This window comes from Exiguobacterium sp. UBA6282 (genome assembly GCF_002440475.1).
Classification (GTDB): Bacteria; Bacillota; Bacilli; order Exiguobacteriales; family Exiguobacteriaceae; genus Exiguobacterium_A.
Genome location: NZ_DJUM01000020.1, coordinates 17,585 through 42,281, shown reverse-complemented (window position 1 = coordinate 42,281; position 24,697 = coordinate 17,585). Strand labels below are relative to the sequence as shown.

General features: G+C 49.2%; 21 protein-coding genes, 2 pseudogenes and 2 other annotated features. Of the genes and pseudogenes, 20 read left to right on the top strand and 3 right to left on the bottom strand.

The genetic code is table 11. The features are described 5' to 3' along the window. Window positions 1–28 precede the first annotated feature (28 nt). The 5 genes from dxs (at window position 29) to spo0A (ending at window position 5,777) form a co-directional block, all read left to right on the top strand. Entirely contained in the window at window positions 29–1,915 is a 1,887-nt protein-coding gene (dxs, locus tag B2751_RS05180) for a 1-deoxy-D-xylulose-5-phosphate synthase (protein WP_290773356.1), read from the top strand. Between the two features lie 6 nt (window positions 1,916–1,921). Further along, entirely contained in the window at window positions 1,922–2,728 is an 807-nt protein-coding gene (locus B2751_RS05175) for a TlyA family RNA methyltransferase (RefSeq protein ID WP_035409090.1), read from the top strand. 154 nt (window positions 2,729–2,882) lie between these two features. Continuing rightward, entirely contained in the window at window positions 2,883–3,332 is a 450-nt protein-coding gene (ahrC, locus tag B2751_RS05170) for a transcriptional regulator AhrC/ArgR (protein WP_035409088.1), read from the top strand. Window positions 3,333–3,344: 12 nt separating this feature from the next. Continuing rightward, window positions 3,345–5,051, top strand: coding sequence for a DNA repair protein RecN (recN, locus tag B2751_RS05165; protein ID WP_290773350.1), 1,707 nt, complete (start codon window positions 3,345–3,347; stop codon window positions 5,049–5,051). A gap of 3 nt (window positions 5,052–5,054) precedes the next feature. Beyond that, complete coding sequence (gene spo0A, locus B2751_RS05160; RefSeq protein ID WP_035409083.1) at window positions 5,055–5,777, top strand: sporulation transcription factor Spo0A; 723 nt, start codon at window positions 5,055–5,057, stop codon at window positions 5,775–5,777. 156 nt (window positions 5,778–5,933) lie between these two features. Here the strand turns inward: spo0A and B2751_RS05155 are convergent, their stop codons facing one another. Further along, complete coding sequence (locus B2751_RS05155; protein WP_290773347.1) at window positions 5,934–6,518, bottom strand: dihydrofolate reductase family protein; 585 nt, start codon at window positions 6,516–6,518, stop codon at window positions 5,934–5,936. Window positions 6,519–7,193: 675 nt separating this feature from the next. Beyond that, the gene (locus B2751_RS05150) at window positions 7,194–7,448 is read right to left on the bottom strand and encodes a DUF2627 family protein (RefSeq protein ID WP_023467590.1); all 255 of its coding nucleotides are present in this window, start codon (window positions 7,446–7,448) and stop codon (window positions 7,194–7,196) included. A 122-nt stretch (window positions 7,449–7,570) separates the two neighbouring features. On the opposite strand from B2751_RS05150, the gene B2751_RS05145 reads away from it, so the two are divergent. From B2751_RS05145 to trpA, 15 genes and pseudogenes are all read left to right on the top strand, one after another. Continuing rightward, window positions 7,571–9,226 carry a sigma 54-interacting transcriptional regulator gene (locus tag B2751_RS05145; protein WP_290773344.1) on the top strand — a complete coding sequence of 552 codons (1,656 nt, stop codon included), beginning with the start codon at window positions 7,571–7,573 and terminating at the stop codon, window positions 9,224–9,226. A 144-nt stretch (window positions 9,227–9,370) separates the two neighbouring features. Next, complete coding sequence (gene yqiS / locus B2751_RS05140; RefSeq protein ID WP_035409077.1) at window positions 9,371–10,291, top strand: phosphate butyryltransferase; 921 nt, start codon at window positions 9,371–9,373, stop codon at window positions 10,289–10,291. A 13-nt stretch (window positions 10,292–10,304) separates the two neighbouring features. After that, window positions 10,305–11,429 carry a Leu/Phe/Val dehydrogenase gene (locus B2751_RS05135; RefSeq protein WP_023467593.1) on the top strand — a complete coding sequence of 375 codons (1,125 nt, stop codon included), beginning with the start codon at window positions 10,305–10,307 and terminating at the stop codon, window positions 11,427–11,429. A gap of 16 nt (window positions 11,430–11,445) precedes the next feature. Beyond that, window positions 11,446–12,549, top strand: coding sequence for a butyrate kinase (gene buk, locus B2751_RS05130; protein ID WP_290773340.1), 1,104 nt, complete (start codon window positions 11,446–11,448; stop codon window positions 12,547–12,549). Beyond that, window positions 12,519–13,940 carry a dihydrolipoyl dehydrogenase gene (gene lpdA / locus B2751_RS05125; protein ID WP_290773337.1) on the top strand — a complete coding sequence of 474 codons (1,422 nt, stop codon included), beginning with the start codon at window positions 12,519–12,521 and terminating at the stop codon, window positions 13,938–13,940. Before buk ends, lpdA begins: the two co-directional genes overlap by 31 nt. 13 nt (window positions 13,941–13,953) lie before the next feature. After that, the gene (locus tag B2751_RS05120) at window positions 13,954–14,967 is read left to right on the top strand and encodes a thiamine pyrophosphate-dependent dehydrogenase E1 component subunit alpha (protein ID WP_056060235.1); all 1,014 of its coding nucleotides are present in this window, start codon (window positions 13,954–13,956) and stop codon (window positions 14,965–14,967) included. Next, entirely contained in the window at window positions 14,964–15,947 is a 984-nt protein-coding gene (locus B2751_RS05115) for an alpha-ketoacid dehydrogenase subunit beta (protein WP_290748965.1), read from the top strand. The genes B2751_RS05120 and B2751_RS05115 overlap by 4 nt, the downstream gene beginning before the upstream one ends. A 14-nt stretch (window positions 15,948–15,961) precedes the next feature. Continuing rightward, window positions 15,962–17,230: a dihydrolipoamide acetyltransferase family protein gene (locus B2751_RS05110; protein ID WP_290773334.1), complete on the top strand. Its 1,269-nt coding sequence runs from the start codon at window positions 15,962–15,964 to the stop codon at window positions 17,228–17,230. A gap of 56 nt (window positions 17,231–17,286) precedes the next feature. Beyond that, window positions 17,287–17,541, top strand: a binding site (T-box leader). A 48-nt stretch (window positions 17,542–17,589) separates the two neighbouring features. Further along, window positions 17,590–17,839, top strand: a binding site (T-box leader). 50 nt (window positions 17,840–17,889) lie between these two features. After that, window positions 17,890–19,284 (top strand): annotated as a pseudogene (gene trpE, locus B2751_RS05105) (anthranilate synthase component I). Beyond that, a complete protein-coding gene (locus B2751_RS05100; RefSeq protein WP_035409060.1) occupies window positions 19,281–19,847 on the top strand; it encodes an anthranilate synthase component II in 567 nt (188 codons plus the stop codon). Before trpE ends, B2751_RS05100 begins: the two are co-directional and overlap by 4 nt. A 6-nt stretch (window positions 19,848–19,853) precedes the next feature. After that, window positions 19,854–20,869, top strand: a pseudogene (gene trpD / locus B2751_RS05095) (anthranilate phosphoribosyltransferase). Further along, window positions 20,866–21,633 (top strand): indole-3-glycerol phosphate synthase TrpC, encoded by a 768-nt coding sequence (gene trpC, locus B2751_RS05090; RefSeq protein ID WP_035409056.1) that lies wholly within the window; start codon window positions 20,866–20,868, stop codon window positions 21,631–21,633. The pseudogene trpD and the gene trpC overlap by 4 nt, the downstream one beginning before the upstream one ends. Further along, complete coding sequence (locus B2751_RS05085) at window positions 21,630–22,193, top strand: phosphoribosylanthranilate isomerase (RefSeq protein WP_035409055.1); 564 nt, start codon at window positions 21,630–21,632, stop codon at window positions 22,191–22,193. Before trpC ends, B2751_RS05085 begins: the two co-directional genes overlap by 4 nt. Before the next feature lie 2 nt (window positions 22,194–22,195). After that, complete coding sequence (gene trpB, locus B2751_RS05080; RefSeq protein WP_035409053.1) at window positions 22,196–23,392, top strand: tryptophan synthase subunit beta; 1,197 nt, start codon at window positions 22,196–22,198, stop codon at window positions 23,390–23,392. Further along, entirely contained in the window at window positions 23,392–24,174 is a 783-nt protein-coding gene (gene trpA, locus B2751_RS05075; protein WP_290748983.1) for a tryptophan synthase subunit alpha, read from the top strand. Before trpB ends, trpA begins: the two co-directional genes overlap by 1 nt. A gap of 50 nt (window positions 24,175–24,224) precedes the next feature. On the opposite strand, the gene B2751_RS05070 is transcribed toward trpA, so the two are convergent. Beyond that, window positions 24,225–24,695, bottom strand: coding sequence for a GNAT family N-acetyltransferase (locus B2751_RS05070; protein WP_290773611.1), 471 nt, complete (start codon window positions 24,693–24,695; stop codon window positions 24,225–24,227). Window positions 24,696–24,697: the final 2 nt, after the last annotated feature.

Sequence of the window (24,697 nt, the reverse complement as noted above, 5' to 3'; positions counted from 1 at the left end):
AGATTGTAAGGAAAAGAGGCGGTAAGGTATGAAATTGACAGAAATACAGGATCCGTCATTTTTAAAGCGTATGTCGGTCTCCGAACTCGAAGTTTTCGCAGGCGATATTCGACGCTTTTTGATTGAAGAATTAGCGACGACAGGTGGGCACTTGGCACCGAATCTTGGAGTCGTCGAGTTAACGCTTGCACTGCATCGTGAATTCGACAGTCCAAATGACAAGTTCGTCTGGGACGTCGGACACCAAGCCTATGTGCACAAGATTCTCACAGGACGCGCGAGCCAGTTTGATACGCTCCGTCAGCATAAAGGACTTTGTGGATTTCCGAAACGCAATGAAAGCGTGCATGACGTCTGGGAGACAGGGCATAGCTCGACGTCCTTGTCAGCAGCAATGGGGATTGCTGTTTCAAACGAATTGAGCGGTAAGGATGACCGCGCAGTCGCGATCATCGGTGACGGGGCGTTAACAGGCGGTATGGCCCTCGAAGCATTGAATCACATCGGAGCAGAGCAACAAAACGTCATCGTCATCTTAAATGACAACGAGATGTCGATTGCACCAAACGTCGGTGCGATGCATCAAATGCTAGGACGGATTCGTTCATCGCGAAAAGTACGTTTTGCGCAAGACGAGCTTGAAGCATTGATCAAAAAGATTCCGGTCATTGGCGGACGTTTGGAAAAAGGAAGCGAGAAATTGAAAGAAGCCGTCAAGGGAGCGCTCGTTCCTGGGATGTTCTTTGAAGAACTTGGTTTCAACTATTACGGTCCGGTCGATGGACACGATCTTAATGATTTGATCGAACAGCTCAATTACGTGAAAAAAGAAGAAGGACCTGTCCTGCTTCATGTCATCACGAAAAAAGGGAAAGGTTATCGTCCGGCAGAGTTTGACGGGGTCGGTACATGGCACGGTCTTGGACCATACAAGATGGAGTCCGGCGAAGTCATCAAAGGAAAATCAAAAGCACCAAGTTATTCCTTTACGGTAGCGGATACCTTGACGAAGATGGCACGCGACGATGAAAAGCTGACGTTGATCACACCAGCGATGAGTGTTGGCTCAAAACTCGATTGTTTTGAAAAAGAATTCCCAGAGCGGATGTTTGACGTTGGGATCGCGGAACAACATGCTGTCACGTTCGCAGCTGGTCAAGCGACGCAAGGCATGAAACCCATTGTATCAATCTACTCGACGTTCTTCCAGCGCGCATACGATCAACTCGTGCATGACGTGGCGCGTCAAAATCTGGACGTAACGTTTACGATTGACCGATCAGGTCTTGTTGGAGCAGATGGAGAGACACACCAAGGGGTCTTCGATATTGCTTTCATGCGCCACGTGCCGAATATTCGAATCGTCATGGCAAAGGATGAGAATGAACTACAGCACTTGCTCTATTCAGCTGTTAAATACGAAGGACCAATCGCCGTTCGTTTCCCGCGTGGCGAAGGACTTGGTGTACCAATGGATGAGACATTGCATGAAATTTCGCTCGATACGTGGGAAGTTGAACGTGAAGGAACAGATGTCGCCATCCTTGCATTCGGACCACAAGTGCAAGACGCGCTCAAAATCGCGGATCTCTTAGCAGGCGAATTATCAGTTCGTGTCATCAATGCCCGGACGATCAAACCGCTTGATGAGAAGATGCTGAACGCTCTTTACGCAGAGGGAATTCCACTTGTGACACTGGAAGAAGCCGTCCTAAAAGGTGGATTCGGATCAGCTGTCCTTGAGCATGCGAACGAGCAGGAAGCATTCCCACGCGTCAAACGCTTCGGTATTCCGGATTGGTATATCGAGCACGGCGGTGTGAATGAGTTGCTGGAAGAAATTGGACTATTACCTGGACAAATCGCAGAAGAAGTACGCGCTTTCGTCAATCAAGGAAAGAAACAGAGTGTGTGACGATTCATGGAAAATGTAAAGAAAATCCGCCTCGACGTTCTTCTCGTCGAGCGCGGTTTGTTTGAAACGCGTGAAAAAGCGAAACGGTCGATCATGGCTGGACTCGTCTTTAGTGGCACGGAACGATTGGAGAAGGCCGGTGAAAAGGTCAAGTCCGATATCGATTTGCACGTTAAAGGTCAGTTGATGCCTTACGTGGGGCGTGGTGGCTTTAAGATGGAAAAGGCACTTCAAGTATTCGATTTTGATGTCACGGGTAAAACAGGTCTCGATATCGGATCGTCGACAGGTGGTTTTACCGACTGCTCCTTACAAAATGGAGCAGCACATATGTATGCACTTGATGTCGGTTCCAATCAGCTGGACTGGAAGCTTCGCTCGGATGACCGCGTGACGGTGATGGAAAAAACGAACTTCCGGCATGCGACACCAGACATGTTCCCTGTCGCGCCGCAGTTTGCGACGATCGATGTCTCGTTCATTTCATTACGTTTGATGCTTCCGCCATTGAAGATGATCCTCGTTGAAGGAGGAGACGTCATGGCGCTCGTCAAACCGCAATTCGAAGCAGGTCGTGAGGATATCGGTAAAAAAGGCATCGTGCGTGATGAGCGGATTCATGTCCGAGTTCTAGATGAGATGATCGAATTCTTCATTCAACAAGGGTTCTATGTCAAGCAGCTCGACTATTCTCCGATTACCGGTGGAGAGGGCAACATTGAGTTCTTGTTGCATGCACGCCTTGGTCAACCAGGGCTTGATCCGTCCGTTCATGCGACGGAGACGGTCAAGCTAGCGCATGCTAGTCTTTAAACGAACAGATGATAACGAAGACGGATCCGGTTCATGGGTCCGTCTTCCTTGTTGTGTGGCACGATGAAAACCGGATAATAAAATGGGAAACGTGGACTTTTGATGATTTATTGGATTACAATAGTAACATCGAAGAATACTGTGAGGTGCAGGAATGACAAAGGGGCAACGGTTGATTAAGATTCGGGAGATCATCACCCAATCAGAAGTAGAAACCCAGGATGAATTGGTAGAGGAATTACGGAATGCAGGATATAAGGTGACACAGGCAACGGTATCACGAGATATCAAGGAACTCCATCTCGTGAAGGTCCCGTTGAATGATGGACGTTATAAATATAGCTTACCCGCCGACCAACGCTTCAACCCACTCGGGAAATTGCGGCGTCTGCTCGGAGATAGCTTCATCTCGATTGATTCTGCTCAAAATCTGATTGTCATGCATGTCCTGCCGGGAAATGCGAATGCAGTCGCTGTCTTACTAGACCATTTGAGCTGGAGCGAACTGCTTGGAACGGTGTGTGGGGACGATACGATCCTATTGATTGCACGAAGTGAGGGACAAGCGAAAGAAGTGACGGAACGAATTTTAGAAATGCTGTAAGGAGTTGACAGGATGCTAGCTGAATTATCGATCAAACAATTTGCGATCATTGACGAGCTACAGATCGACTTTAAAAAAGGAATGACCGTCTTGACTGGGGAAACAGGTGCCGGTAAATCGATCGTTCTCGATGCGATCGGATTATTAATTGGTGGACGTGGATCCGCGGAATTCGTTCGATACGGGGAAGATCGGGCGGAACTAGAAGGATTGTTTCTGATTGAAGACGACCATCTCGTCTATGATCTTGCAGAAGAGTATGGCATCGATATCGAAGACGGATTGATCATCTTGCGACGTGATCTGTTCGCGACAGGAAAAAGTGTCTGTCGCGTCAACAATAAGCTGGTCACACTGACGATTTTACGTGAGTTCGGACGTGTCCTCGTCGATATGCACGGGCAACATGAACATCAGCATTTAATGGACAGTACGTACCATCAAGCGATTCTCGATGACTTCGCGCAAGAGGCGATCGCGCCACTCCTTCAAGCCTATCAGTCCGGTTATCAAACGTATGAAGAAAAACGGATGGCGCTACAATCGCTCGCACAAAGTGAGCAAGAACTCGCCCAACGGATCGACTTGTTATCGTTTCAGACCGAAGAGATCGAAGGCGCAAAACTTCGAGCGCATGAGGAAGATGAGTTACTCGTCGAGCGGAATCGTCTTGCGAACTTCGAGAAGTTATATGCGTCGTTTAAGACAGCCTATGACGCTTTACACGATGAGATGCGCGGCATCGATTCCGTTGGAGACGCGATGCGTGAACTACAACAAGCATCAAGCATCGACGAACAGTTTTCTCAGCAAAGTGACGCGATCGCAAGCGCCTTTTATGGACTAGAAGAAGTCGGTTATGCCATTCGAGATCAACTCGAAACACTTGAGTTCGATTCCAATCGACTCGATGAGATCGAACAACGTTTGTCCGTCTTCCAACAGCTGAAACGAAAATACGGAGCGACGATTGAGGAAGTCATCGCTTACGGTGAGAAAATTCGGATTGAACTTGATACGATGACAAATCGAGATGAACGAATTGAACGCTTAAAAACCGAAGTCGAACAGCTCGAAAGCGAATTGTTTGAAATTGGTGGTCGACTCTCACAACAGCGTCGCAAAGCGGCAGTTCAATTAAGTGAAGCGATTCATTTGGAGTTGCGTGAGCTTTACATGGAGAAGGCGCGGTTTGAAATTCGTTTTCTTCAAGACGGAAAGACACCGATGCTACGCAAGAACGGGATCGACCATGTGGAATTCTTCATCATGACGAATGCGGGAGAGCCATTCAAGTCGCTCGGAAAAGTTGCATCGGGCGGGGAATTATCTCGTATCATGCTTGGACTGAAGTCGATCTTCTCGCGCTCGGTCGGAGTCGCCTCAATCATATTCGATGAAGTCGATACGGGTGTTTCAGGTCGTGTTGCACAAGCGATGGCAGAAAAAATCTATCGTTTGTCGGTAGACGGACAAGTGCTTTGTATTACGCACTTACCACAAGTCGCTTCGATGGCGGATCAACACCTCTATATTCGAAAGATTGAGGAGACGGATCGTACGACGACTCAAGTCAACGTCTTGTCTCAAGCAGATCGAGGGAACGAACTTGGACGGATGATTTCCGGTGCCCATATGACAGATTTGACATTACGGCATGCCGAGGAATTGATGGATCAGGCGAAGACGATGAAAGAATCGCTTAAAAATGGGGTGTAAGGATTGATTAAAGTCGGGATAGCAGATGATAATCGCGAAATGGTCGAACTGATTCGCCAGCATATCTCTGCGCAAGAAGACATGGAAGTCGTTTGCGTCGCCTACAATGGCGAGAGTTGTCTCGAACGCATGAAAGAACATGAGGTGGATGTATTGCTCCTCGACATCATCATGCCTCATTTAGATGGGCTTGGTGTGCTCGAAGAATTGATGAAGAAAAAGAAGAATCCTGCTGTCATCATGTTGAGTGCTTTCGGTAAGGACGAGGTCTCACAACAGGCGGTCACCCTTGGAGCATCATACTTCTTACTTAAACCGTTCAGCATGGATCAGCTCGTTCAAAAAATTCGTCTCGTGACGAATCAAGGACAAGCTCCGGCGATCGAAACGATTGATCTAAAAGTCGGCTCGACGCTTCGAGAAGTGGGGATCGCTCCGCATATCAAAGGGTTTACGTATTTAAAAGACGCTGTCTTAATGGTGCTTGAACGGGAAGATCTACTCGGATTGATCACAAAGGAACTCTATCCGACGATTGCGAAAAAACATCAAACAACAGCTTCTCGCGTCGAACGAGCGATGCGTCATGCCATCAAGTCCGCCTGGAACGAAGGAATGCAGCAACACGAGTTGTTTAACGGTCGGATCGAACAAGAGAAGAGTCCAAAGAACTCGGAATTCATCTCGTATGTATCGAGTCATATGAATCAAGAACAATCCGGTTGAAGCCATATACCGTCTAATTCATAAAAGGCGCCAGACTGAAGATAAAGTGCAGTTTTTCTCTTGACGAGAAAGATTGCACTTTTTTTGTCCATCTCGAATCGCTACGCTTCTTTCCTCTTTCTTTCTGGTAAAAGGCAGAATCTAAACGATAACGGTTTATATTTGATTCTTATTTCGTTCATAGCGAATGATTGACACTCCGTTATCAAACGTGTGTTGTTCCATGACGTTCCAAGTGAGGGGAACCATTCTTTGATCGGGAAAGAGACGCTTACCGGAACCGATGATGACAGGATAATGGATCAAGCGAAGCTCATCGATCAAATCCGCTTGATAAAGTGTATGAACGAGTTCACTACTGCCCCAGATATGAAACGGTGGGCCATCCTGTTGTTTCAAAAGCTTTAGTTCAGAAGTCGGATGCTTCAAACAAGTTGTCGGCTGCCAAAGGACAGGTAGTGCATGACGCGTGGCGACATACTTCATGGCATGATCGGCAATCGGCCAGACATCTGAGTGGAGTGGCCAATAACTTGCCCATTGTTCGTAAGTCGCTCGACCGAGCAACAGAGAGCAGTCCTCATGCATCCATCCGCGAATGACTTGACCGATTTCAGGATGTTGAAAAGGAACGGTCCAGCCACCATGTTCGAAATCGTTGCTTACATCCTCCTCCTTTCCACTCGGTGCTTGAACGACACCATCTAAAGATAGATGTTCGAATACGATGACTTTTCGCATACAAGATCTCCTTTCGAATGCACTCTTTCTACAGCATACGGTAGAAATCAAAAAAAATAAAAGCGTTTGCAAATAAATATTGCATAAACTGAAATGTTTGTTATAATAAAGGTACCAAATGATTTGGCAAGACGTCAGATGAACGTCGAGTCGGCGAGGACTCCGGAAATCCCGTTGATGAATATCATCTCAGAACGCCAACTGTAAATGGCTCAAGAATGCCGGACGACATTCTCTTGGTAGAAGTCGTACCAAGGTATCTTGTTCATTCTAGATGGGAAATCTCGAATGAATGGGAGCTTCCATGATTTCGAAGCTAGGGAAAAGTGGAAGGTAACGGATCGTCTAAAATGAAAAGTACAGTTCGTGAAAAGGAGTGTTGTCTAGCAGTGATTGTTAGCAACCGAATGTTTGACTGCTTCAAGCGGATGACATTACGCTCCACCTAGGTCCCGAGTACAGTCAGATGATGGAACTGAAATACCATTCTATCGTTAGCTCGATAGCCAGATCTGATTTCTTTCCACCTCTTCATTAAGAGGAACACCTAAGGTTTTGGAGTACACGAATAGTTCTAACTATGAGAGGAGTTCATCCGTAAGTGAAACCAATTTTATACGAGTAAAAGGTCCCGCGCTTGAAATGAGTTCAAGAAATGGGGACCTTTTTCTGTGTTTATTTTTTTTGATAGCGGTCGGAGACTTTTCCACGTTTTCGATCGCGATAAAAGACATATCCTGCGACAAATCCAATACCACCCATCGCAAGAATCAACCCAACGAGACCTTGCAATACATATACGTAAGCCGCATCGCCTAAGTATTTAAACGGCACTTGCGCAATTAGAAAGACACTGTCGCGCATGAGCTTAATACCAATCGCGCCGATGATGCCGGGGATTAATAATGAGAGCAAACCAATGATACGCATAGGACGCCACTCCTTTCCAAGCGTATTGTATCAAAAAATCGACCATTCTGCGAATCGGGTTTGCTTCCCTTTTTTATTCCGAGTAGGATAGAAATGTAAGCAGTTTCAAAGGGGGGATTTATATGCATCATCTACTCGTCGTCGGAGCAGGTCAAGGGGGAACAGAGGTCTTGCACGCATTTCAACGTTCACCACTATTAACGGTCATCGGTCTTGTTGATCCAAACATGGAGGCGCCTGGGGTAGCGCTTGCACGGCGCGCGGACATTCGGATCGAAACGAACTGGTCAGCATTCGAAGGAGCAGACGTCGATTTCATCATTGACGCTACGGGAGAAAGTGGCGTACTCGAACAATTAATCCATGATTTTCCGGGAGCGGCGGTCTTACCGGGTGAATTCGTCAGAGTGTTACTTGAGCGTCTGACTGAAAAAGAGAAAATGCTCGAAGCAATCATTCATTGTACGAGCGAAGCGATTTCCGTCGCCGATCAAGACGGACAGACGATGCTGATCAATCCGGCGTATACGCGAATGACCGGTTTCACGGAACGAGATGTCGTCGGAAAACCGGCTAGCGCCGATATCGGGATGCAGGAATCCGTTCATTTGAAAGTCTTGAACACAGGCGAGAACGTGCGAGATGTTCGTATGAAGATCGGACAAGATCAACGCGATATCATCGTCAACGCAGCACCTGTCATCGTCGATGGACAAGTCCGCGGTTCCGTTGGAGTCATTCGAGATATTTCGGAAATGAAGGCTCTAGCAAAAGAATTAAAGGCAGCGCGACAAAAAATCCGGACACTCGAAGCTAAATATACTTTCGATGATATCATCGCCGAGAGTGAAGCAATGCGCTTCGTCGTCGATCAAGCGAAGCTTGCGGCAACGATGCCAGTCAACGTCTTGATTCGCGGTGAATCCGGAACCGGTAAAGAACTGTTCGCACATGCGATCCATGCAGCGAGCGAACGCAAATATGAACAATTCGTCCGCGTCAACTGTGCGGCGATTGCACCGACGTTACTCGAAAGTGAACTATTCGGTTACGAGGAAGGAGCATTTTCAGGAGCACGGCGTGGCGGCAAGAGGGGATACTTCGAAGAAGCACACGGAGGTTCGCTGTTCTTAGATGAGATCGGCGAGCTGCCACTCGATGTCCAAGCCAAACTGTTACGGGTGCTACAGGAGAATGAAGTCGTTCGTGTCGGTGGCACGAAGGCAATTCCGGTTGATGTCCGGATCATCGCGGCGACGAATGCGAATCTAGAGCAAAAAATCATCATGAATGAGTTCCGAGAAGATCTTTATTACCGGATTAATCGTTTACCGATTCACATACCGGCACTACGTGAGCGTCCGGATGATATCGCACCGTTAACCTTACACCTACTCCGCAAATTGAATCAAAGTTATGGACGATCGGTCGGACGGATCTCGGATGATGTACTCGAAGCAATGAAGAAGCAACCGTGGAAAGGAAACGTCCGCGAGCTTGAAAATGTCATCGGTCGCGCATTGATTTTTACGGATAAAACAGAAACGGTCTTACGAAAAGGACATCTTCAACTTGTCGTGCCACAAACAACAAAAGTCACGACGATACAGAAAAAGGAAATCAAACATTTATCCGACGAGATGTCTCACGTCGAAGAACGGTTGATCCGGGAAGCGCTTACTGCTTTTAACGGCAACAAAACAGAAGCCGCAAAACAACTTGGGATCTCTCTGCGGGCACTTTATTACAAAGTGGAACGATTTAACATTTATTCATGAAGCGCAAATTTTTGCGTGCAATATATTGCAAAAAATGCAAAAGCGTGCAAAATTAAAGACGTTCTTGCTTATCTTACCGTCTCTTTTGAATTGGCACGAAAATTGCTATTACTATTTATGTATGACAGGTAAGGGGGGAATACAGTGAGATTCAGTGAAATGGTCGAGCAGGCAGCTCGACTCGAAGATTCCGTCGTTGCGATTGCAGCTGCGGATGACGAAGAAGTGATGGATGCTGTCGCATTAGCAATTGAAAACGATTTAGCGCGTTTTCATTTGTTCGGGGATGCGACACGGATTCAGCAGATGATTCAAAAACGGACATTACGAGAGTCGCAGTTCGTGATCACCCACACCTCTACATCGCAAGAAGCGGCAGAGCGTGCCGCTCATGCCGTTCGCAAAGGGGATGCGAGTGTCTTGATGAAAGGTCTTGTTCCGACAGCGATGTTCATGAAAGCTGTCTTGAACAAAGAAACAGGTCTGCGTTCTGGAAATGTCCTGTCGCATGTCGCGTTGTTCGAAGTGCCAGGGCGTGAATCAGCGATCGGATTGACCGATGCAGCGATTCATATCCAACCGACACTCGAAGATAAGGTAAAAATTATCGAAAACGGTGTCTCCGCCTTACGAGCGCTTGGATACGGATTACCGAAAGTCGCAGTCTTAGCAGCCGTCGAAGTCGTCAATCCGACGATGCAGGCAACGATAGACGCTGCCCTACTGACGCAAATGAACCGACGTGGTCAAATCAAGGATTGCCTTGTAGACGGACCACTTGCGCTCGACAATGCCGTGAATCTCGTCGCTGCCCAGCAAAAAGGCTTGACGGGAGACGTAGCAGGGCAGGCGGATTTACTCGTCGTGCCGCAAATCGAAGTTGGGAACGTTATCTACAAATCGCTCATGTATTTCGCACATGCCTCGGTGGCGGCGATTCTCGTCGGAGCGCGGGCTCCAGTTGTATTGACAAGCCGTGCCGATACAGCAGAAGCAAAAATGTACTCACTAGCCTTTGCGCTATTAAATGCTCAACAGACGAAAAAAGTAAAACAAACAATCTGAGGAGGAACTTAAAATGGTCGAAACAAATGTAGAATCACGCTTCAGTATCTTTGAAACAATGGAGATGGAAGATTACGAACAAGTTGTTTTTTGCCACGATAAAGTATCTGGATTAAAAGCAATCATCGCGATTCATGACACGACACTCGGACCGGCACTCGGTGGACTTCGTATGTGGAATTATGCATCTGATGAAGAGGCATTGATTGATGCGCTCCGTTTATCAAAAGGGATGACGTATAAGAATGCAGCCGCTGGTTTGAACCTTGGTGGTGGCAAAGCTGTCATCATCGGCGATGCGAAGACACAAAAATCAGAAGCACTCTTCCGGGCATTCGGACGTTACGTCCAGTCACTGAACGGTCGTTATATTACAGCAGAAGATGTCAATACGACGGTTGCAGACATGGATTATATCCATATGGAGACAGATTTCGTCACTGGTGTCAGCCCAGCATTCGGATCAAGTGGTAACCCATCACCAGTTACGGCATACGGAGTCTACCGTGGTATGAAAGCAGCGGCAAAAGAAGTGTACGGAACAGATTCACTTGGTGGCAAAACGATTGCGATCCAAGGAGTCGGTAACGTTGCCTTCAATCTATGCCGTCATTTGCATGAAGAAGGTGCAAAGTTGATCGTCACGGACATCAACCAAGAAGCACTTCAACGTGCAGAAGAAGCATTCGGTGCCTTGATCGTCGCACCAGAAGACATTTATAGCGTCGAAGCGGACATCTTTGCGCCATGTGCCCTCGGTGCGACATTAAACGACGAGACGATTCCACAATTGAAAGTCAAAATCATCGCTGGTGCGGCAAATAACCAACTTAAAGAAGACCGTCACGGTGACATGCTCGAAGAACGCGATATCTTATACGTACCAGACTTCGTCATCAATGCGGGTGGTGTCATCAACGTTGCCGATGAACTCGACGGATACAACCGTGATCGTGCCATGAAAAAAGTCGAACTCGTCTACGACGCGGTCACAAAAGTATTCGAGATCGCAAAACGCGATCATTTACCGACATATCGTGCTGCTGAGAAAATGGCAGAAGAGCGTATCGCAACAATGCGTAGTGCCCGCAGCCAATTCTTACGTCGTGATAAAAACATTCTAGGATCACGCGGCTGATCAGAGGAGGATATCCATGAGCGAACGTATTTTGACGATCAATCCCGGTTCGACTTCGACGAAGATCGGTATCTTCGAAGGATCAAACCCGTTGTTCACGAAGACGTTACGCCATCCAGCGGAAGCGGTCAGAGGACCGCTTCCAGCGCAGCTGGAGATGCGTCGTCATGTAGTACTCGAAGTGTTAGCTGAAGAACAGATTGATTTGAAAGCGCTTACTGCAGTCGTTGGGCGTGGTGGGTTACTCCGACCGCTTGTCAGCGGTACGTATGCAGTCAACAGAGAAATGCGAGAAGACTTACTCAGCGGTATTTTTGGCGTTCATGCATCGAACCTCGGTGGACTCCTTGCGGATGAGATTGCTCGGACACTCGACATCCCATCATTCATCGTTGATCCGGTCGTCGTTGACGAACTAGAACCGATTGCGCGTATTACAGGCTTACCTGAACTTGAACGAAAAAGTATTTTCCATGCCTTGAATCAGAAAGCTGTTGCGAAACGGTACGCGAAGGAAATCGGACGTCCATACGAGGAACTGCGCCTGATCATTGCACACATGGGTGGCGGCATTACAGTCGGCGTACACCATGAGGGGCGTGTTATCGATGTCAACAATGGACTCGATGGAGAAGGACCGTTTTCGCCAGAACGAAGCGGGTCGCTACCTGTTGGTCAACTAGTAGAACTATGTTATAGTACCAAGTATAAACTTGAAGAGATGAAGCGTCTGGTCGTTGGGTCAGGCGGACTTGTTGCGCACTTAGGTACGTTTGACGCGGTTGAGATCGAGAGCCGGATTGAAGAAGGCGATGAAAAAGCGGCATTGTTATATGAAGCGATGGCGTACCGGATCGCGAAAGAAATCGCTGGTCAAAGTGCTGTCTTGTTCGGTCAGATCGACGCGATCATTCTAACAGGCGGACTTGCTTATAGTGATCGGTTGACGCGTGTGATCGAAGAACGCGTCGCCCACCTTGGTCAAGTCGTGCGTAGTCCTGGTGAAGATGAGTTGCAGGCGCTCGCAGAAGGAGTGTTGCGTGTCTTACGTGGGGAAGAGGAAGTTAAGGAATATGGAGGCGAACCAACATGGCTAGAGAATTCGACGTCGTTGTCCTAGGTGGAGGACCCGGTGGATATGTCGCCGCGATCCGTGCAGCACAAGCCGGGAAGTCGGTAGCAATCGTAGAACAAGGAAAATTAGGCGGGACATGCTTACATCGTGGCTGCATCCCCTCTAAAGCATTTTTGAAATCAGCAGCAGTCTATCAGACGGTCAAACACGCTACTACATATGGCGTGGACGTACCGGAATCGTTTTTACGATTCGAACAGGTCAAACAACGCAAACAAGAGATCGTAGATGGATTAGAGGCAGGCATTCAGCACCTGATGAAAAAAGGAAAGATTGAAGTCTTTCATGGTCGGGGTTCGATTCTTGGACCAAGTATCTTTTCACCGATGCCCGGAACAATCAGTGTCGAGCCGGAAGAAGGCGAAGGCGAGTTGATTCTTCCACGCCAATTGATCGTTGCGACAGGATCACGTCCACGTCCACTGAACGGTCTTGCTTTTGATTCAGAGTATGTCCTCAGTTCGGATGATGCGCTCGATATGGCAGACTTGCCAAAATCAATCGTCATCATCGGCGGCGGCGTCATCGGTGTCGAATGGGCATCGATGTTGACGGATTTTGACGTCGCAGTAACGGTCGTTGAATTCAGCGACCGGATTTTACCGACAGAAGATGCGGCAGTCAGTCGTGAAGTCGCCCGCCAACTAAAAAAGCGGGGCGTCAAGATTCATACGGGCGCAGCTGCACAAAGTGATACGTTCCGTATGTCAGAAGACGGCGTATCGATCGCGATCGACCGTAACGGAGAACAGACGACGCTTGAAGCGGATAAGTTGCTCGTCGCCATCGGTCGGATGGCGAATGTCGAAGGTATCGGAATCGAAAACACAAATATCGTCGTCGAAAATGGCTTCATCCAAGTGGATGACTATTTCCGGACGAAGGATCAACATATCTATGCAATCGGCGATGTCATCGGTCGCTTGCAACTCGCGCACGTCGCGTCAGCAGAAGGCGTCAAAGCAGTCGAGGCGATCGTAAACGGAACGACGACACCACTTGAATATGCGTTCGTACCACGTTGTATCTACAGCGTACCGGAAGCGGCATCGGTCGGTTTAACGGAAGACGAAGCGAAACGTGCCGGAATGGACGTTAAGGTCGGGAGCTTCTCGTTCAATGGGTTAGGAAAAGCGCGGATTGAAGGAGAAGCAGCAGGCTTCATCAAGCTCGTCTCGGATGCGAAGACAGATGATCTCGTCGGCGTTCACATCGTCGGACCAAAAGCAACGGAACTGATTAGTGAAGGTGGGTTAGCGCTCGTACTCAATGCAACGGCATGGGAAGTTGGACAGCTCGTGCATCCGCACCCGGCCTTATCAGAAGCATTTGGAGAAGCAGCACTTGCAGTCGACGGACTTGCGGTTCACGCCTAAGGAGGAATTACGGATGGAAAAGATAGAATTCAAAGAATTGGTAGAACTCGGATTAACGGAACAAGACGCGATTCACATGTTCGAAACGATGGTCCGTGCGCGGAAAATCGATGAACGGATGTGGAAGTTGAATCGAGCAGGTAAAATTCCCTTCCTCGTCTCGTGTCAAGGACAAGAAGCGGCTCAAGTCGGTGCAGCGTTCGCACTCGAAAAAGGAACAGATTACATTTTGCCGTATTACCGTGATTTAGGTGTCGTCTTGCACTTCGGTCAAACGTCACGCGATATCATGCTATCGGCATTCGCCAAAGCAGAAGATCCGAACTCAGGTGGTCGCCAAATGCCAGGACACTACGGTTCACGTGCCTTGAACATCGTGACAGGTTCAAGTCCGGTTACGACGCAAGTACCACATGCTGTTGGAATTGCACTGGCTGCGAAGATGCGTAAGGAGCCACTCGTTGCTTACGTCTCGTTCGGTGAAGGTTCTTCAAACCAAGGTGATTTCCATGAAGGAGCAAACTTTGCCGGAATTCATAAGCTTCCTGTCATCTTGTTCTGTGAAAACAATAAATACGCGATTTCGACACCACTTTCGAAACAGCTGTCAGCTAAACACGTTGCTGACCGGGCGATTGGCTATGGTATGCCAGGATATACAGTGGACGGTATTGATCCACTTGCTGTCTTCAAAGTCGTCAAAGAAGCACGCGAACGTGGATTACGGGGAGAAGGTCCAACCTTAATCGAAGTTGAAGTCGAACGTCTCGTGCCACACTCATCCGATGATGACGATAAATCATACCGTTCTGCTGAAGAACTCGATGCCTTAAAAGCACGTGACGGAATCAAACTCTTCCGTGCGCGTCTGATTGAAATGGGTGTCTTGACGGAAGAAACAGCGACTGAAATCGAACAAGCGATGGAGAAAGAAGTCGATGAAGCAACGGCGTATGCTGAAGCAGCGGCTTACGATGCGCCAGAAAATGCATTACGTTACGTGTACGACGAGGAGGAAACGAAATGACGACGTTAAGTTTAATCGAAGCGATCAATAGTGCAATCAAAGAAGAGATGGAGCGCGACGAGTCCGTCTTCATCCTCGGCGAAGATGTCGGTGTCCGTGGTGGTGTCTTCCGGGCGACACAAGGGTTGCTTGAACAATTCGGAGAAGAACGTGTCATCGATGCACCGCTCGCTGAGAGTGCGATTGCCGGTGTCGGAATTGGAGCTGCGATGTACGGCATGCGTCCGATTGCTGAAATGCAATTCGCTGACTTCATCATGCCAGCGGTCAACCAAATCGTCAGTGAAGCAGCGAAGATTCGGTACCGTTCGAACAATGACTGGACGTGTCCGATCGTCATCCGCGCACCGTTCGGCGGCGGTATTCACGGGGCACTTTATCATTCTCAGTCGGTCGAAGCGATGTTCAACTCGACGCCTGGTCTGAAGATTGTCATCCCATCGAATCCATATGACGCAAAAGGATTGCTAAAGGCAGCGATTCGTTCGAATGATCCGGTCTTGTTCTTTGAGCATAAACGGGGCTATCGTCTGTTAAAAGGGGATGTTCCTGAAGGCGACTATACGGTCGAAATCGGTAAAGCAGACGTCAAGCGTGAGGGCGAAGACGTGACGATCATCACTTATGGGCTATGTGTTCATATGGCACTTGAGGCAGCAACACGCCTTGAAAAAGACGGAATCGATGTCCACATCCTTGACTTGCGGACGGTGTATCCAATCGACCGCGAAGCAGTCATCGAAGCAGCGAAAAAGACGGGGAAAGTCTTGCTCGTCACGGAAGATAATAAAGAAGGTAGCGTCATGAGTGAAGTATCGGCGATCATTGCAGAAGAAGCCTTGTTCGATCTTGATGCACCAATCGAACGACTCTGTGGTCCAGACGTCCCAGCGATGCCATACGCTCCGACGATGGAGAAGTTCTTCAACATCTCAAGTGAGAAAATTGAAGATAAAATCCGGACGTTACACGCATACTAAGGGGGAACTGACCGATGAAGACTGAAACACTTACGATGCCACAACTCGGGGAAAGCGTTACTGAAGGAACGATTTCGATGTGGCTGGTCAAACCAGGTGACACTGTTAAAAAATATGATCCGATTGCAGAAGTCATTACTGATAAAGTAACGGCAGAAGTCCCGTCTTCGTTTGATGGTGTGATCGAAAAACTTCTTGCAGAAGAAGGCGATACGTTGCAAGTCGGTGACGCAATCGTCACGATGCAAGTCAACGGGGGATCAACGGAAGTTGCTGCGACTGAACAAGAAGTACCGGCTGTCGAAGAGACAACGACGGCTGATACTTCGATGAAAAAGCGCTATTCACCAGCAGTCTTGAAACTATCGGGTGAGCATGGCATCGATCTCGAACAAGTGACGGGTACAGGAGCCGGCGGGCGGATTACTCGGAAAGATTTGTTGAAACTGATTGAGTCCGGCGCTATTCCTACACCACAAACAACTGAACCAAAACCGGAAGCGAAAACGACTCCGGTAGCGCCTCCAACAGAAGCACCATCCGCACCAAAACGTCCGGTCAGCGCACCACAACCGACGGAAACGGGCGACATCGAGATTCCGACTGCCGGCGTACGTCAAGCAATCGCTTCGAACATGGTTCGCGCGAAACACGAAGCGCCACACGCCTGGTTGATGATCGAAGTCGATGTCACGAACTTGGTCGAAGCACGTAATCGTCATAAAGATGCGTTCTTCAAACAAGAAGGGGTCAAATTGACGTTCTTACCATTCTTCATGAAGGCGACGGTCGAAGGATTGAAGAAACATCCAATCATGAACTCGACATGGGCGGGAGATAAGATCATTCAAAAGAAAGCGATCAATCTATCACTTGCTGTTGCAACGCAGGACGCTCTGTTCGTACCAGTCGTCAAGAATGCGGATGAACTAAGCATCAAGGGGATCGCACGCGCGATTGATGACTTCGGGAAACGGGCACAAGCCGGCACGTTGTCGTCTGCAGAGATGCAGGGCGGGACGTTTACGGTCAACAATACGGGCTCATTCGGTTCAATCCAATCAGCACCGATCCTTAACTTCCCGCAGGCGGCGATTCTATCCGTTGAATCAATCGTCAAACGTCCAGTTTGGGTGAACGGCATGTTCGCAGCACGCGACATGGTCAACCTCTGTATGTCGATCGATCACCGGGTGCTCGACGGACTCGTAGCCGGACAGTTCCTACAAACTGTCAAACAAGCGCTCGAATCCATCGATCCAAACCAACTTTCCTTATACTGAGATTTTCCAGTTGACAGGGAAGTAGAAGCATCGTAATATAAGAAACAATTCAACACACGATAGCAAAGACGAAGAGAAGTAACTTGTGAAACGATTTAAGAGAGCTGATGGGTGGTGTGAATCAGTATCGGGTAACAAGCGAATGGCCTTCCGAGCTTCAGACCGAATCCTTTAAGTGGGTGGTAGTAGGCTCTGACGGGTTCCTCCCGTTATTGGGGTCGACGAATCAGGACAATGGTCCGGTTCGTTTCAAAGGGGACGATGTCAGCATCGTCAACGAAGGTGGTACCGCGGGTCTTCCCGTCCTTCATGTTCTACATGAATGGGCGAGAAGACCCTTTTCGTATACAATTGAATCGAATAAATCGTAGAGTGAGTTAAGTAGCGAGGCAACATCGGCGTTTCAGAGAGCGGAAGAATGGTGCGACTTCCGTACGGCGAGGTTTCGTGAATGGTCTCATGAGAGCGTGGCTGAACGAAGAAGTAGGTCACGACGGATGCCCCCGTTATCGTAGGCTATGATGTCTCTTATTTAGACGCATCAGACAGAGTGGGAACGATCGAACCGTTCCAATCGAGAGGTGGCACCGCGAGATCATCGTCCTCCATGCAGCATATGCTGTGTGGAGGACTTTTTTTATTCCAGGAGGCGAACAGAGATGGTTCAGACAGACACACTTATCATTGAACAACTTGAACTAAACGGCGACGAGATGACGCCGATCATGATTTTCCAACAACTGAGTGGAACACAGAAATGTTTACTTGAAAGCTCCGCCCATACGGATCATGGACGGTATTCGATCATCGGTGTCGATCCGGTGGAAATGATCCGCGCAGAAGGACGAACCGTGACACGGGAATAGTTGAAGACAGGTCGATTGACACAAGAAACAGGTGATCCAGTACGACTGATGCAACAGTTGATCCTCCGGGAGGGCGTCGAAGAAGATTTTCCGTTTTTAGCAGGCGGGATCGGATATGTCGGTTACGATATGATGCGGGCGTATGAGACACTCGGAGCGATTCCGGAACGAACGCGCCAACTACCGGACGCGCTACTCGCCGTCTACGACCAAATCATCCTGTTTGATCATCTCGAACATCGTGTTCATTTAATTCAAACGTCACTTGGTGGCATCACCGATCGTGATGAATTACGTCAACGTCTAGTAGATCGGAAAGCGCAACTCGAACAATCGCGAGAGCGAACAGACATCGAGCGTCCACTCCGGGATGTCGTTTATGAACCGTTGATGGATCAAGAGACGTTTGAAGGACTCGTCGAACAAGCGAAGAGACATATTCGGCAAGGCGACGTCTTCCAACTGGTTCTTTCGCAACGACTCGATGCGACGTTTACGGGTGACCCGTTCCAATTTTACCGAAAACTCCGTAAGGATAATCCGAGTCCCTATCTCTTTTATATCGACTTAGGCGAAGCAATCGTACTTGGGGCCTCCCCGGAAAGTTTGGTCCAAGTCAAAGGGAATCGAGTGACGACGAATCCGATTGCCGGCACACGTCGCCGGGGGAAGACGACAGAGGAAGATGAACGGCTAGCAGAAGAGTTGCTTCACGATGAAAAGGAACGGGCCGAGCACCGGATGCTCGTCGATCTTGGACGCAACGACTTAGGACGGATTTGTCAGATTGGTACCGTCGAAGTGACACGCTTCATGCAAATCGAACGATTCAAGAACGTCATGCACCTCGTCTCCGTCGTTGAAGGGACGTTAGCAGACGGGAAGACTGGAGCAGACGCACTTGTCTCTTGTCTACCGGCTGGGACGGTCACAGGAGCTCCGAAAATTCGAGCGATGCAGTTGATTGACCAGTACGAACAGGTCAAACGAGAAGTATACGCTGGAGCTGTTGGCTATTTCGACATTCGGGGGAATATGGATTTTGCTCTCGCTATCCGGACGATGGTCATCAAGGATGGTGTCGCTTCTGTTCAAGCAGGGGCTGGTATCGTCTACGACTCGATTCCACGCCTTGAGTACCAGGAGACGTTACACAAAGCGAAATCACTACTGGAGGTTTGGAAATGATCGTCCTGATTGATAACTATGATTCCTTTACCTATAACCTATATCAATACGCATCGGTTTATACGGCCGTCCACGTCATTCGAAACGATGCGGTTAGCATCGAAGAGCTCCGCGAGATGAAACCGGACGGTATCATCCTCTCACCCGGTCCCGGTCGCCCGGCTGATGCTGGCATCTGCATCGATCTAATTCGTCAATTATCGGGTCAAGTACCAATTCTCGGTGTCTGCCTCGGACATCAGGCAATCGGCGAAGCATTCGGAGGACGCATCGTTGAAGCACCGGTCATCATGCACGGGAAGACATCGATGATCCGACAATCGGGACAACTCTTCGACGAAATGACAGGAACGTTAGAGGTCATGCGCTATCATTCGCTGATCGTCGCTCGAAACGACTTACCGACGGAGCTCGTCATCACAGCAGAAACGGATGACCGGACGATTATGGCACTCGAGCACCGGACGCATCCGACTTTCGGAATCCAGTTCCATCCTGAATCCGTCGGAACACCACAAGGACAGCAGATGATTAAACGATTCATTGAATTGACGAAGGAGTGACGAACGATGAAAGAGACGTTATTGAAATTAGCAGAAGCAAAACATTTACGATATGAAGAGATGCAACAGGCAGCACGCGAACTGTTTGCAGAAGACGTGACCGATAGCGAAATTGCTGCTTTTCTCGTCGCCTTGAAAGCAAAAGGGGAGACTGCAGAAGAATTAGCTGGTCTCGCTTCAATCATGCGCGAGGTCGCCCTCGACATTCCGGTCACCGGCGATTTCATGGATAACTGCGGCACGGGAGGCGACGGCTCACAATCGTTCAACATCAGTACGACAGCCGCCTTCGTCCTAGCCGGTGCCGGTATGAAAGTCGCGAAGCACGGAAATCGGAGTGTCTCGAGTAAAACGGGCAGCGCTGATGTGCTCGAAGCACTCGGGGGGGTTTNNCCGCGACACCAGAACGTTTAGCAGAACAGCTCGAGTCGAACGGAATCGCCTTCTTGTTTGCGCAACGGATGCACCCACGCGTCAAGCAAATCATGAAGGTTCGACGCGATCTGCGGATTCCAACGATCTTTAACTTGATCGGTCCGTTGACGAATCCGGTCCCACTCAAGACACAACTATTAGGAATTTACCGGGAGGATATGCTCGAGACGATGGCGTTGACTTTACATCGACTCGGTCGGAAGCGGGCAATCGTCTTGCATGGTGCGAATGGAATGGATGAAGCATCCCTTGCCGGAACGAACCAACTCGTCTTACTTGACGAAGGTGAGCTGATCCGCTTCAGTCTTCACCCGGAGGAAGTCGGACTGAAGACCGCACCGCTTGAAGCGATCCGTGGAGGTAGTGCACAAGAGAATGCGACGATTTTACTGCAAGTCCTTGGTGGCGAGCATGGTGCTTATCGCGACACGGTCCTACTCAACGCTGGGATCGCTCTCTTTGCAGCAAATCGAGCGAAGACGATTGAGGAAGGGATTGCTTTAGCAGCAGATAGCATCGATTCAGGACGAGCGATGGAACGATTGAACCAATTACGACAAATGACACGGGAGGAAGCAATCGGATGAATATCTTAGATCGCATCATCGAAACGAAACGAGCAGAAGTCCTGCAATTAAAATTAAACGGGGTCGAACGAATTGATCGAGAGGCATTGAAGCCGTCGATTAAGCAACGACTAGCGGGAGCGGATTTATCCGTCATCGCGGAAATCAAACGAGCGTCGCCATCAAAAGGTGCCATCGCACTCGACGTCGATGTCGTCACTCAGGCAAAACAATATGAAGCGAGTGGGGCGACCGTCATCTCTGTCTTGACGGACGAGACGTACTTCAAAGGATCGATGGACGATTTAGCGGCAGTCGCTGCAGCGGTCGACATCCCCGTCCTCTGTAAGGATTTCATGATCGACCGGGTTCAGATCGACCGGGCAAAAGCACATGGAGCACGGTTGATTCTCTTAATCGTCGCCGCTCTCGAGCAGGAGACGCTTGCTGACTTGTATGCGTATGCTTACGCGGAAGGGCTTGAGGTCTTAGTCGAAGTCCATGACGAAGAGGAATTACGCCGGGCAGAGGCGATCGGTGCGCAAATCATCGGCATCAACAACCGGAACTTGAAAAAGTTCGAAGTTGATTTACAGACATCGGTCGGATTACTCGAACAGAAACAACCAGACGTCCGGTACATCAGTGAGAGTGGCATCAAGACGGTCGAGGAAGCACAGTTGTTACATGCTGCAGGTGCAGACGGGATCCTCGTCGGTGAGACATTGATGCGGGCAGACGATCCACAAGTCTTCATCCGAGAAGTGAGTGGCGTTCGCGTATGACACGGATTAAGTTCTGTGGTCTCCGGGAAAGAGAACATGTCGAAGCGGCAGTTCGCTTAGCGGACTACATCGGTTTCGTCTTTGCTAAAAGTAAACGACAGGTCACGCTAGAAGAAGCAGCGCGTCTTAGACGCGACATTCCAAGTACGGTCCAGGTCGTCGGGGTCTTCGTCTCCCCGACTTACCAGCAGGTGACCGACGCCGTCGAGCAAGTCGAACTGGACCTCATCCAAATTCATGGGACGATTCCGGACGGCAAGCTACCGGTTCCGATCATTCAAGCGATTCCCGTGACGGACATCGCAGAAGTAGAGCAACAGACGGAGTATTTACTCGTCGACGCACCGGTTGCTGGAAGTGGCGAGACATTCGACTGGTCACGAGACATTCAAGCAGAACGTCCACTATTCATTGCCGGTGGCTTGACAGCAGGAAACGTCGGAGAAGCAATCAAACGATATCGCCCGTTCGCCGTTGATGTCTCAAGTGGCATCGAGACGGACGGACGGAAAGATCCCATCAAAATGCAGGCATTCGCTGATGCCGTAAAGGAGAGATAAGCATGAGCTACGCACAACCGGACACACTCGGGCAATACGGTAAATACGGAGGACGCTACATCCCGGAAACATTGATGCATGCAGTGATCGAACTTGAAGAAGCATACGAAACCGTAAAAGAAGATCCAGCATTTCAAGCGCGAATGGACGAATTGCTGAAAGAATACGTCGGACGTGAAACACCACTTTACTTTGCCGAACATTTGACGCAAACGATTGGTGGCGCAAAGATCTATTTGAAACGAGAAGACTTGAACCATACCGGTGCCCATAAAATCAACAATACGATCGGTCAAGCGTTACTGGCTGAACGGATGGGGAAACGAAAAATCGTTGCTGAGACAGGGGCAGGACAACACGGTGTCGCGACAGCGACGGTCTGTGCCTTGCTCGACCTCGAGTGTGTCATCTTCATGGGCGAAGAGGACGTCCGTCGTCAAGAGTTGAACGTCTTCCGGATGGAGTTACTTGGAGCAACCGTCATCCCGGTCACACAAGGCAGTCGGACACTCAAAGATGCCGTCAATGAAGCACTCCGTTACTGGGTCAAACATGTCGAAGACACGCATTACTTGATGGGTTCTGTTCTCGGACCACACCCATTCCCACAACTCGTGCGTGATTTCCAAGCGGTCATCGGAAAAGAGACACGACGTCAAATCATCGAAAAAGAGGGGCGTCTGCCAGAGGCGATCGTCGCTTGTGTCGGCGGCGGTAGTAATGCGATCGGGATGTTCCATCCTTTCATCGATGATACAGATGTAAAATTGTATGGCATTGAAGCAGCGGGCAGCGGAATCGACACAGAAAAACACGCAGCGACGATGACAAAAGGAGAGGTCGGTGTCTTGCACGGTTCGATGATGTATCTCTTACAGGATGCCCATGGTCAAGTACAAGAAGCGCACTCGATCTCAGCTGGACTCGATTACCCGGGTGTCGGACCGGAGCATAGCTTGCTAAAAGATATCGGTCGTGTTCAGTATGAAGCGGTGACCGATGAACAAGCACTCGAAGCACTTCAGCTGTTAAGCCGCAAGGAGGGAATCATCCCGGCACTTGAGTCGGCACACGCCATTGCCTACGCGACTCAACTCGCTGCAGAGATGGACAAGGAAGAGATTCTCGTTATCTGCTTATCAGGACGTGGCGACAAAGATGTCGTTACTGTCAGAAACGCACTAAAGGGGGAAGAATGATGCGATTAGAAACAGCGATTCGTAACGTTACAAGTAAGGGCGAAAAAGCCTTCATCCCGTACGTCATGGGGGGAGATGGAGGGATTGATCGCCTTCCGGAAATCTTAGCGTTTCTCGCTGAATCCGGAGCGACAGCGATTGAAGTCGGCGTTCCGTTTTCGGATCCCGTTGCTGACGGTCCAGTCATTCAAGAAGCGGGACTCCGGGCGCTAGAAGCGAACGTCGGACTGAAGGATGTTCTTGAGGCGGTTCGCGTTGCCCGTCAGACCGTCGATGTTCCAATCGTCTTGATGACGTACTTAAACCCGATTTTCCGTTATGGATTAGCAGCATTTCTAGCGACATGTCGCGAAGTCGGGGTTGACGGATTGATTATTCCTGATTTACCACTTGAACAGAGTGAACAGTTCTTCGAACGAGAGGACAAGTCGGATATCGCGCTCGTTCAACTCGTCTCCTTGACGAGTCCAATGGAACGGATTCAAAAGATTGCCGATAAAAGCGAAGGGTTCCTTTATGCCGTTACGGTCAATGGGACGACTGGCGGACAGACGACGTTTGATACGGCGCTTGAAGAACATTTAGCAAATGTCGCAGCCCATAGCCCGGTACCGGTACTTGCCGGGTTCGGAATCAGTACACCGGAACACGTCAAACAGTTGAGTCGACCAGTCGCGGGTGTCATCGTCGGCAGTAAGATCGTCGACTTACTCCATCAAAACGATCGAGAAACGATTCAACAGTTGATGGCAGCACGGCTTGCGGCAACGCCGTCACATTAATGAAAAAGAGCAGATGATCATACGATCATCCGCTCTTTTTCGTATAGATGTCACTTTTGAACGAGTGACTTCTGCAAGTTCGTATACAGCGGTTCGAATCCGAGTTCTTCATAAAACGTTGCGGCCCGGTCGTTGACGGTCCAGACATTCAAGCGAACAGCATCCACCTTTTGCTCGAGTGCGAGTTCTTCTGCCACCTGTATCAACTGGCGACCGATTCCTGATGAACGATGGGAAAAGGTGACACCGACGTCAGTGATGTTCAAGATTCGGACAGGCGTAAACCGGTCGGGTGCCGGTGCCGTCCACTTACCAAACAAGTAACCAATGAGTGTTTCTCCATCGAGCACTGTCAGACAGAGGTGTTGTTCTGCTTCTATCATCTGACTTAAAGACTCTAGCGTGTATGGTGTCGTTACATCTGGGTGAAAGTGAGGCGACAACTGCTTGTGATGCGCGAATGTCTCTGCCGTCAGTGTAAGCAGGGCAGGGAGGTCTGAAGTACAGCTAGTGCGGATCATCA

What these genes read in the sequence shown, in the direction of transcription:
- dxs (WP_290773356.1), top strand. Translation starts at nt 29, where the DNA reads ATGAAATTGACAGAAATACAGGATCCGTCATTTTTAAAGCGTATGTCG.
- B2751_RS05175 (WP_035409090.1), top strand. Translation starts at nt 1,922, where the DNA reads ATGGAAAATGTAAAGAAAATCCGCCTCGACGTTCTTCTCGTCGAGCGC.
- ahrC (WP_035409088.1), top strand. Translation starts at nt 2,883, where the DNA reads ATGACAAAGGGGCAACGGTTGATTAAGATTCGGGAGATCATCACCCAA.
- recN (WP_290773350.1), top strand. Translation starts at nt 3,345, where the DNA reads ATGCTAGCTGAATTATCGATCAAACAATTTGCGATCATTGACGAGCTA.
- B2751_RS05155 (WP_290773347.1), bottom strand. Translation starts at nt 6,518, where the DNA reads ATGCGAAAAGTCATCGTATTCGAACATCTATCTTTAGATGGTGTCGTT.
- B2751_RS05150 (WP_023467590.1), bottom strand. Translation starts at nt 7,448, where the DNA reads ATGCGTATCATTGGTTTGCTCTCATTATTAATCCCCGGCATCATCGGC.
- B2751_RS05145 (WP_290773344.1), top strand. Translation starts at nt 7,571, where the DNA reads ATGCATCATCTACTCGTCGTCGGAGCAGGTCAAGGGGGAACAGAGGTC.
- B2751_RS05135 (WP_023467593.1), top strand. Translation starts at nt 10,305, where the DNA reads ATGGTCGAAACAAATGTAGAATCACGCTTCAGTATCTTTGAAACAATG.
- buk (WP_290773340.1), top strand. Translation starts at nt 11,446, where the DNA reads ATGAGCGAACGTATTTTGACGATCAATCCCGGTTCGACTTCGACGAAG.
- lpdA (WP_290773337.1), top strand. Translation starts at nt 12,519, where the DNA reads ATGGCTAGAGAATTCGACGTCGTTGTCCTAGGTGGAGGACCCGGTGGA.
- B2751_RS05120 (WP_056060235.1), top strand. Translation starts at nt 13,954, where the DNA reads ATGGAAAAGATAGAATTCAAAGAATTGGTAGAACTCGGATTAACGGAA.
- B2751_RS05115 (WP_290748965.1), top strand. Translation starts at nt 14,964, where the DNA reads ATGACGACGTTAAGTTTAATCGAAGCGATCAATAGTGCAATCAAAGAA.
- B2751_RS05110 (WP_290773334.1), top strand. Translation starts at nt 15,962, where the DNA reads ATGAAGACTGAAACACTTACGATGCCACAACTCGGGGAAAGCGTTACT.
- B2751_RS05100 (WP_035409060.1), top strand. Translation starts at nt 19,281, where the DNA reads ATGATCGTCCTGATTGATAACTATGATTCCTTTACCTATAACCTATAT.
- trpC (WP_035409056.1), top strand. Translation starts at nt 20,866, where the DNA reads ATGAATATCTTAGATCGCATCATCGAAACGAAACGAGCAGAAGTCCTG.
- B2751_RS05085 (WP_035409055.1), top strand. Translation starts at nt 21,630, where the DNA reads ATGACACGGATTAAGTTCTGTGGTCTCCGGGAAAGAGAACATGTCGAA.
- trpB (WP_035409053.1), top strand. Translation starts at nt 22,196, where the DNA reads ATGAGCTACGCACAACCGGACACACTCGGGCAATACGGTAAATACGGA.
- trpA (WP_290748983.1), top strand. Translation starts at nt 23,392, where the DNA reads ATGCGATTAGAAACAGCGATTCGTAACGTTACAAGTAAGGGCGAAAAA.
- B2751_RS05070 (WP_290773611.1), bottom strand. Translation starts at nt 24,695, where the DNA reads ATGATCCGCACTAGCTGTACTTCAGACCTCCCTGCCCTGCTTACACTG.